The organism is Streptomyces sp. NPDC020845 (assembly GCF_044334165.1).
In the GTDB taxonomy this organism is placed as follows: Bacteria; Actinomycetota; Actinomycetes; order Streptomycetales; family Streptomycetaceae; genus Streptomyces.
In genome coordinates, this window is record NZ_JBIRSJ010000077.1 from 1 (window position 1) to 2,495 (window position 2,495).

General features: G+C 73.1%; 1 protein-coding gene. It reads left to right on the forward strand.

Annotation, left to right across the window (positions count from 1 at the left end):
- The coding region (locus tag ACH4U7_RS53130; protein ID WP_398534935.1) for a beta-ketoacyl synthase N-terminal-like domain-containing protein at nucleotides 1–2,495 on the forward strand (2,495 nt) is incomplete at both ends.

Below are 2,495 nucleotides of genomic sequence, written 5' to 3' on the forward strand. Positions count from 1 at the left end.
GCGCGGTGGCTGGACGAGCTGACGCGGGGGGTGGAGCTGTCGGCGTTCGTGATGTTCTCCTCGGGGGCGGCCAGTTGGGGCAGTGGGCAGCAGGGCGCGTACGCGGCGGCCAACGCGCACCTGGACGCGCTCGTTGAACGCCGCCGCGCCGAAGGCCTGACCGGCCTGTCCGTCGCCTGGGGCCCCTGGGTCGGCGTCGGCATGGTCGCCAGCGACACCGCATCCTCCTTCTTCCGCGACCGTGGTCTGGGCGCGATGGCGCCCGACGCCGCGCTGCGCGTGCTCGGCGACGCCCTCGCGCAGGGCGACTCGGTGCTCACCGTCGCTGACATCGACTGGGTGCGGTTCGCCCAGACCTTCACCGCCCAGCGGCCCAGCCAGCTGCTGGTGGATATCCCGCAGGTGGCCGAGGCGCTGGAGGAGGGCGCGCGGGCCGGGGCCGACAGTCCGCTGCGCCGCCAGGTGGAGGCCGCCGCGCCGGCCCAGCGGCGGCAGGTGCTCTCGCAGCACGTGCGGGCGCTGGCGGCGAGCGTCCTGGGCCACGCCGGTCCCGACGCGATCACGGCGACCCGCCCGTTCAACGAGATGGGCTTCGACTCCCTGACCGCCGTCGAGCTGCGGAACAAGCTCAGCTCCAGCATCGGCCTCCCGCTGCCGACCACCCTCATCTTCGACTACCCCACCGCCGACGACCTGGCGGGCTACCTCCTCTCCGAGATCTCCGGCGTCGAGCCCGGCACGGCCCCAACCCACCTCCACGCGCTGCCCGCCGACGCCGGCGACCCGATCGCGATCGTCGGCATGGCGTGCCGCTTCCCCGGCGGCGTCTCCAACGCCGACCAGTTGTGGGAGATGGTCGTGGCGGGCACGGACGCGGTGGGCCCCTTCCCGACCGACCGCGGCTGGCACCTGGACACGATCTACGACTCCGACCCCGACCGGCCCGGCACCAGCTACGTGCGCGAGGGCGGATTCCTCTACGACGCGACGCGGTTCGACGCGGGCTTCTTCGGGATCTCGCCGCGCGAGGCGCTGGCGATGGACCCGCAGCAGCGGCTGCTGCTGGAGACCGCGTGGGAGACCTTCGAGAACGCCGGGATGGACGTCGGCACGCTGCGCGGCAGCAACACGGGCGTCTACGCGGGCGCGACCATCTTCGACTACCTCTCGATCGTCAACCACTCCAGTGCCGACGTGGAGGGGTACATCGGCACCGGCAACATGGGCTGCATCGTCTCGGGCCGGCTCTCGTACGCGATGGGCTTCGAGGGCCCGGCCGTGACGGTGGACACGGGGTGCTCCTCCTCGCTGGTCGCCCTCCACATGGCGGTGCAGGCGCTGCGGGCGGGGGAGTGCTCGCTGGCCCTGACGGGTGGCGTCACGGTGATGGCGACACCGGGAGGGTTCGTGGAGTTCTCGCGGCAGCGGGGGATAGCGAAGGACGGCCGGTGCAAGCCCTTCGCCGCCGCCGCCGACGGAACGGGATGGAGCGAGGGCGTTGGTGTGCTGCTGCTGGAGCGGTTGTCGGATGCGCGGCGGAACGGGCACAGGGTGCTGGCGGTGGTGCGGGGTTCTGCCGTCAACCAGGATGGCGCGTCGAATGGCCTGACGGCGCCGAACGGGCCTTCGCAGCAGCGGGTGATCCGGCAGGCCCTGGCCAACGCCGGGTTGTCGGCCGCCGAGGTGGACGCGGTCGAGGCGCATGGGACGGGCACCACCCTCGGTGACCCGATCGAGGCGCAGGCGCTGCTGGCGACGTACGGGCAGGGGCGGCCGGAGGAGCGGCCGTTGTGGCTGGGGTCGATCAAGTCGAACATCGGGCACACGCAGGCCGCCGCCGGGGTCGCCGGCGTGATCAAGATGGTGCAGTCACTGCGGCACGGAATGCTCCCCGCCAGCCTGCACATCGACGCCCCCACGCCACACGTGGACTGGAGCAGCGGGGCTATCGAACTGCTCACGGACGCAACCCCGTTCCCGAAAGCCGGGCGTCCGAGGCGGGCGGGCGTCTCGGCGTTCGGGATCTCCGGGACGAACGCCCACGTGATCGTGGAGGAGGCACCGGAAGAGGAGGAGAGCCGCGAGGCCGTCGAGTTGCTGCCGCTGGGCGGTGTCGTGCCGTGGGTGGTGTCCGGGCAGTCCCCTGACGCGCTGCGGGCGCAGGCGGCGCGGCTGGCGGAGTTCGCCGTCACCTCGGACGCGGATGCGGCGGCGGTGGGCTGGTCGCTGGTGGCCAGCCGGTCGGTCCTCGACCACCGCGCCGTCGTCGTCGGGCGCGACCGCGACGAACTGCTGACCGCGCTCGACGCCTTGGCAGGTGGCGCGCCCTCGGGCGCCGTCGTCACCGGCACCGGCGCGGCTGCCTCCGGCGGAGCCGGTCCCGTTCTCGTCTTCCCCGGTCAGGGGGCGCAGTGGCGGGGGATGGGTGTGGGGTTGCTGGGTTCGTCGCCGGTGTTCGCGGCGCGGATTGCGGAGTGTGAGGCGGCGTTGGCGCC